Below are 5,694 nucleotides of genomic sequence, written 5' to 3'. Positions count from 1 at the left end.
ACCGGGTATAGCTTATCAAGCCCACAAAACTGTCCGAACGGACGGGACCACCTCATTCCATCGCTTTTACGACCGACGTGACGGCGAGAGCCGCGTATATTTTTCTATCTTTCTACCGTTCAATCAATGTTCGTATCGCTAATACAGAGAGCCGTCGCACTCAGGCCTATGAGGCCATGCTCTCTGTCAGGGGCAAAGCCTAACAGTTTGTGGCGCGGACGATCTGCCAAACGCGAATAATGTTCTCTTATCAGGGGTATAAAGCCCCCTAAGGTCGCTCGATGAATCAAGCTTTGTCGTCTTGCTTATCAGGATGTGTCGATCAGCTTCTCGCTGGCGGCTTTGTGCATATCGGGGTATGGCTGCCGGCTGAGAATGGGTTAATGGCATTCCAAGGGATAAATCCTGTGCCACGCAAGCCGAGCGTTTACGCGTATGCTGTAGGACAGGAAGTTCTTTATGTTGGTTCGGCGCAGCATGGTCTGCACAGGCGATTTCGACACTATGAAAGTTCAAAAAACCTGCGAACAGCCAGTCGTATCCGAGAAGCGGTTCTGAAAACGCTCTCTCGCGGCATGGGCGTCGATGTTTATGTGATTATGCCTGAAAAGGACCTCAAGCTGAATGGCGTATTGCCCGTTGATCTTGTGGCCGGTTTAGAAGAAGGGCTGATCCGGGCCATCAAGCCGAAGTGGAACCGTCGCGGAAACCGGAAGGGGGATGAGTTTGCTGAACCGCTTAAGGATTGACGGAGACTGTTCCTCGCGCGCCACAAACCACGTCCGCTTCGAGGAAGCATGAGGTCGCGCCACGGCGTCTCAAATGAGGCGGTAGCGGAATGTCCGTTTTCAATAAAAATGTTAGACGAAGCCCCATTCGATATGATCGATAGCCCTCTCAGCTCATGTCGTGAAAACCGGCATGCATCCGAGAGCCGATTGCGCTGACAATCTCATTGATCAGCGACGAATTCTCGTCGAAATACGGTTGGAGCGGCTGCCACGGCACTGTCAGAGAGAGTGGCCGCCACATATCATCTTTCAGCGCAAAGTATTTTGCAGCCCCTTTGGGGTTGTCTACGCGGAAGGTTCGATACGCGAGGCCCAAATCGTCCATCACATTCGCATCTCTGGTTTCGAAGAAGCCCGCGCTGGCAAGGAACATTAGATCGTCAATGCGACCTTTGTAATATTTGTTGAGAAGCGGCTGAAGGGCGATTGGTTGACCGTCTGGCACTAGCAAACCGAAATAAGTTGAAACCAGCTGTTCAGCGGCATCAAAGACAGCGACTTCATATTGTGGCTGGTGGCTGTCCGAACCTTCCGTCGCGATGTAATACAGAGTGAAAATGCCGGAGGATGGCCCGAACAGGTTGATTCTTGCTGAGCCGTCAGGCCAAGCCGCAGATGCTTCGTCCAACACACGTTTGATTTGGGCCAGCCATGCTGGATTAGTCAACAAGGCCTCGGTCAGCCCTTCCTTCGCCGAGGCTATGTGTGCCCGATTTGAAAGGCTTACTGAGCGCTTGAACGACTGACGCGAACTTCCGGTTGCCCCCTTCAACTCTTCAATGATCGCTTCGTCGCTCAGCAGGGTATTTCGAGCAAACGTTCCGCGTCGCTCCACCCGCTCAATCGTCCATCCCTCGTCGATCAAGAGCTTTTGGCTGAGTTTGGAGGCATAGCCGATCTCAAAGTGATCTCGGTGTGGACACGGATCTAAGTCATATAGGTTTTCGTGGAGCGTGCAGAGCTCCGCTTCTGTGTCCATGTCCTCGGTGTATGCCTGTACCTCTTCGAAGGTCTCTGGATGCTGGGCCAAAACCGCCAAGCAAAACTCTCGCGATAAAATCTGCGGGGCAAAGTACAAAATGTACTCAAACCGATCGAATTGCCTGAACTGGATCGGAATTTCTTCCGGAGCCCCATCCCCGAAATTTTCGGCGATTTGTTGCCGGGCTAGGTTTAAGGCAAAGCTTGCCTTTTCATTGAAGTTGTCCGCGGCCTTGAGCACCAACAGAACATAGTCATCTATTCCCTTGGCTTTGCAGCAATGATCGTAACTGGCGATTCCACGCTTCAGGCTCGCTTCGTCATTATACAGGTTAAGCTCGTGCCATGGCGCGAGATATCGTCCCTGATTCACCTGCACCGGCTCAATCGGACGGCAGCCCAAGCTCTTCCCAAATATGTCTGGCAACAGCTGCACGCCTTCGACTGCAATACTCGTCTCGTTCCTGAGCATTGAGAATGGGACTAGCAGTTCCGTCCATTCGACTGAGGCCACGATCGCCCGAATTTCATTCTTGCGGACACCGAAGTGCCTTTGGATGGCATCGACATACTTGAAGACCTCGTGGGCGGCTTGGCGCGCAGCTGCATTGGTCTTCTTGACCTCGATGATCACCCACTGACCGGCCTTATCCTTAGCGAGAATATCCAAGAAGTTTCGGGTGCCGAGAGACTTTGGAATGTACTGCTCAATTTTGACCAGTTCCATCCCCTCTTCCAGGACGGAAAGATCGGCCGCGAGGAGGTCACGGATGGCGGCTTCATTCATTGTAGTCTCTTTTCCTCACACTCTAAGACTTAGCGTTCGATGCTGCAGAAGAAAGGCAATTTGGACGAATGGCAACGTAATTCCGTGACACTCTTTGAGTATAGTCATATTGGGACGAACCGGAGCCACGGTGTATCAAGGGTTGCATGGTGGTTTTTCCGGGAGGGTTCAAATGGGACAGCGCGCGGTCATCTATTGCCGGGTTTCCACGGCCGATCAGTCCTGCGCGCGCCAGAAGGACGAGCTGAAGCGGTTTGCCGAACGCGCGGGCTATGAAGTGCTGGGCGTTTTCATGGAGACCGGCTCTGGCGTCCGGGTGGATCGGGCCGAGCGTCGAAAGGTCATGGCACTGGCCCAGGCCCGTGAAATTGACGCCATTCTGGTGACGGAGCTGTCCCGCTGGGGGCGCTCGACCATTGATCTCATCTCCACGCTTCAGGAGTTGGAGAGCTATCGTGTTTCCCTGATCGCCATAACGGGGATGACGTTCGACCTGGCGACACCACATGGACGAATGCTGGCGACGGTTCTGGCCGGGATCGCTGAGTTCGAACGGGATCTGATTAGCGAGCGGGTGAAGTCTGGTCTGGCCGCTGCCAAGGCACGCGGGAAGGTTCTCGGCCGACAGAAAGGAGAGCGGCCAAAGTCTGATCGTCTGGCCCCGAAGGTTATGGCGTTGGTAGCCGAAAAGCGGAGTTATCGGTGGATCGCCCGCGATCTAGGAATCAGCAAGAACACTGTTGCTGCCATTGTGCAGAGAGATAAGGTGAGGCCTTCTCTTCCCTCGTAGAAAGTGTATACAGGTATAAGATTATACGTGTAGAGGTGTAGCATGAAGGTTCTTGCTGTTCTTTCGCAGAAGGGCGGTGTCGGAAAAACGACGCTTGCAACCTGTCTCGCTGTCGCGGCTGAGCAAGCGGGTAAGGTTGTTGCTATTATTGATTTGGACCCACAGGCGACAGCCTCTTTCTGGAAAGACGTACGCCAGCTCGATACACCGGCTGTGGCTTCAATTCAGCCGATACGTTTGCCTGCAATGCTCAAAGCCTGCGCGGATGCGGGTACTGATCTTGTGATTATCGACGGAGCTGCTGTTGCGCGTGATGTAGCTTATGAAGCGGCGCGGCATGCTGACTTCGTTCTCATTCCAACGAAGACGGCCGTGTTCGATACAATGAGTATGACACACACATTGGATGTGGTTCGTCAGCTCGATAAAGCGTTCGCTGTCGTTTTAACTTTTGTGCCCCCCCAGGGGCAGGAGACAGGGGATGCCATTAAGGCCGTAACCGAATTGGGGGCAACGGTCTGTCCGGTGACAGTAGGAAACCGCAAGGCATTTTTCCGTGCACAGGCGGCGGGACAGGCTGTGCAGGAATTCGAAGCACATGGGCCAGCAGCAAACGAAATTAAGCGTTTATACGAGTATACAGATATACAATTATACAAAAATCGGGAGGTAGTGTGATGGCAAAAAGCAATACGCTACAAGCGATGCTTGATCGCGCCAAAGGTAGTGGTGAGGCAATGCCAGCCCTTTCCCCGAAGCCAGATATATCATCCCGTAAACCTACGCTGAATGGTCGTAAGGGGACCAAGTTGATCGGTGGGCACTTTTCTCCTGAAGTCAGCACCCAGCTTCGTATTATAGCGGCCGAAGAGGGAACGACGGTTCAGAGTTTGCTTGGAGAAGCACTGGACGATCTGTTTGTGAAGAAAGGACGAAGCAGGATCGTTAGCGGATAAGTATACATTTATACACGTATACAATTATACACGTAAGCTGTGTCTAGCGTATAGGGTTGCGTTTGTGTCGGTTGCGGCAGAATCCGACAAATGCGGCGCTGGGGTTTTGCAACTCTGGTTGTCCGCTATCATTCCACCATGACACCCATTCATCATAGAGTGCGTAGACATCATATCCTGGAGCAACTCCTCTAGCGTCATGGAAACCCTCGGGATCGACAAATGGTTTCTGGAGCTTTGGCTCTATTACCTTGACGGTGTCCATCGTTTCCCGATTGCGGAAAGTAACTGTGTTGCTGTTTATTTCGACAGCATAATCAGGCAAGTGGTTATTGATTGCCAAGTCACGGAGCATTGAGCGAAATACGCGAATATGGCTACTGGCCCCCGTTTTTTTCTGTAAAATTTCTATAGAAACAAACCATTTTTCCTGAGCACCACAATGCTTGCGTGCAAGTTCGTATATTCTCCGTTCAAGTGGTTTGCGTAAACGGAAATAATCGCGATGTAATGTCAGTACACTACGGCCTTCGATCATTCTGAATAGCCATTCGGACAGCGTTACCTTAATTTCGGACATTTGTCCGGAATTGGTCTTACGGACAATTCGCCATTCATTGATAAGACCAAAGCCTTCGGTGATTTCTTCTCCATTAGCTTTGATGTTGGTGGTGATCCGTGTGCCTGCTAAGCGCTCAAACGCGCTCCGAAGCCGCTTATAGCCATCACCATCGGTTTGACGGTTGGTCCACACCAATAAATCGCGTGCGGTAAGGTGGAGAGTTCGATTTGGCTGCTCACCCTGATTCATTTTCGCGATAAGCTGCGAAATGCAATAGATAAGGATATCCTTGTCATGGATCGTCGCGAGCCCTTTGACGCTCGGAACGATCTCAACTGTATTGCCATTGTGCTCGTATCGGAAAATGCGTCGATCAGGTTTAGTGGCAAGCGAGAAAATTGGATGTTCCATCGAGGCCATATCGTCTTTGGGGATGGCATCAAGGACATCACAAATAAAAAGATCTGGTGTCGGATATCGTTCCGGAAGTAGAACTGAACGTCCATCAATGTTCGGGGTTTCATTGACGGTAAGTGCCAGTTCGGGGTTTCGTTGACGGGTTGCTTTGATTCGGGGTTTCATTGACGATCAGTTTAGGTTCGGGGTTTCATTGACGCAAGAGCTAGATTCGGGGTTTCGTTGACGCAGATTCGGGGTTCTGGAGTCACTAGATTCGGGGTTTCGTTGACGCAAGCGGCCCCAAAACGCTGTTTTTGTATTTTATTTTCAGTCAGTTACGTGTTTGTGGAAAACCCTTAACACTACTATTAACACATAAATTAACACTCTAAGGCTGTGGATAACTTTTCATTCTCTGCAATCTTTAG

Annotated in this window: 6 protein-coding genes; 4 read left to right on the top strand and 2 right to left on the bottom strand. The window is 51.4% G+C overall.

Features of this window, described 5'->3' with window-relative positions; translation table 11 throughout:
* The first annotated feature begins 281 nt into the window (after positions 1 to 281).
* Positions 282 to 749 (top strand): GIY-YIG nuclease family protein, encoded by a 468-nt coding sequence (locus tag GEU01_RS25960; RefSeq protein WP_146220720.1) that lies wholly within the window; start codon positions 282 to 284, stop codon positions 747 to 749.
* 148 nt (positions 750 to 897) lie between these two features.
* Here the strand turns inward: GEU01_RS25960 and GEU01_RS24045 are convergent, their stop codons facing one another.
* The gene (locus tag GEU01_RS24045) at positions 898 to 2,559 is read right to left on the bottom strand and encodes an endonuclease NucS domain-containing protein (protein WP_019087341.1); all 1,662 of its coding nucleotides are present in this window, start codon (positions 2,557 to 2,559) and stop codon (positions 898 to 900) included.
* A gap of 172 nt (positions 2,560 to 2,731) precedes the next feature.
* On the opposite strand from GEU01_RS24045, the gene GEU01_RS19065 reads away from it, so the two are divergent.
* From GEU01_RS19065 to GEU01_RS25015, 3 genes are read left to right on the top strand one after another with little or no spacing between them, the layout of a single operon-like run.
* Complete coding sequence (locus tag GEU01_RS19065) at positions 2,732 to 3,349, top strand: recombinase family protein (protein WP_010517288.1); 618 nt, start codon at positions 2,732 to 2,734, stop codon at positions 3,347 to 3,349.
* Positions 3,350 to 3,391: 42 nt separating this feature from the next.
* A complete protein-coding gene (locus tag GEU01_RS19060; RefSeq protein ID WP_010511349.1) occupies positions 3,392 to 4,027 on the top strand; it encodes a nucleotide-binding protein in 636 nt (211 codons plus the stop codon).
* Positions 4,027 to 4,305 carry a ribbon-helix-helix domain-containing protein gene (locus tag GEU01_RS25015; RefSeq protein ID WP_232272626.1) on the top strand — a complete coding sequence of 93 codons (279 nt, stop codon included), beginning with the start codon at positions 4,027 to 4,029 and terminating at the stop codon, positions 4,303 to 4,305. Before GEU01_RS19060 ends, GEU01_RS25015 begins: the two co-directional genes overlap by 1 nt.
* Before the next feature lie 43 nt (positions 4,306 to 4,348).
* Here the strand turns inward: GEU01_RS25015 and GEU01_RS25010 are convergent, their stop codons facing one another.
* A complete protein-coding gene (locus GEU01_RS25010) occupies positions 4,349 to 5,449 on the bottom strand; it encodes a replication initiator protein A (protein WP_010517286.1) in 1,101 nt (366 codons plus the stop codon).
* Positions 5,450 to 5,694: the final 245 nt, after the last annotated feature.

Source organism: Komagataeibacter europaeus LMG 18890 (assembly GCF_000285295.1).
Lineage (GTDB): Bacteria > Pseudomonadota > Alphaproteobacteria > Acetobacterales > Acetobacteraceae > Komagataeibacter > Komagataeibacter europaeus.
Note: the sequence above shows the minus strand (reverse complement) of the source record. Positions and strands in the feature narration are given on the sequence as shown.

Bases quoted from the DNA above. Each gene is read 5' to 3' on its own strand.
- GEU01_RS19060 (WP_010511349.1), top strand. From the start codon at position 3,392: ATGAAGGTTCTTGCTGTTCTTTCGCAGAAGGGCGGTGTCGGAAAAACG.
- GEU01_RS25010 (WP_010517286.1), bottom strand. From the start codon at position 5,449: ATGAAACCCCGAATCAAAGCAACCCGTCAACGAAACCCCGAACTGGCA.
- GEU01_RS25015 (WP_232272626.1), top strand. From the start codon at position 4,027: ATGGCAAAAAGCAATACGCTACAAGCGATGCTTGATCGCGCCAAAGGT.
- GEU01_RS24045 (WP_019087341.1), bottom strand. From the start codon at position 2,559: ATGAATGAAGCCGCCATCCGTGACCTCCTCGCGGCCGATCTTTCCGTC.
- GEU01_RS19065 (WP_010517288.1), top strand. From the start codon at position 2,732: ATGGGACAGCGCGCGGTCATCTATTGCCGGGTTTCCACGGCCGATCAG.
- GEU01_RS25960 (WP_146220720.1), top strand. From the start codon at position 282: ATGAATCAAGCTTTGTCGTCTTGCTTATCAGGATGTGTCGATCAGCTT.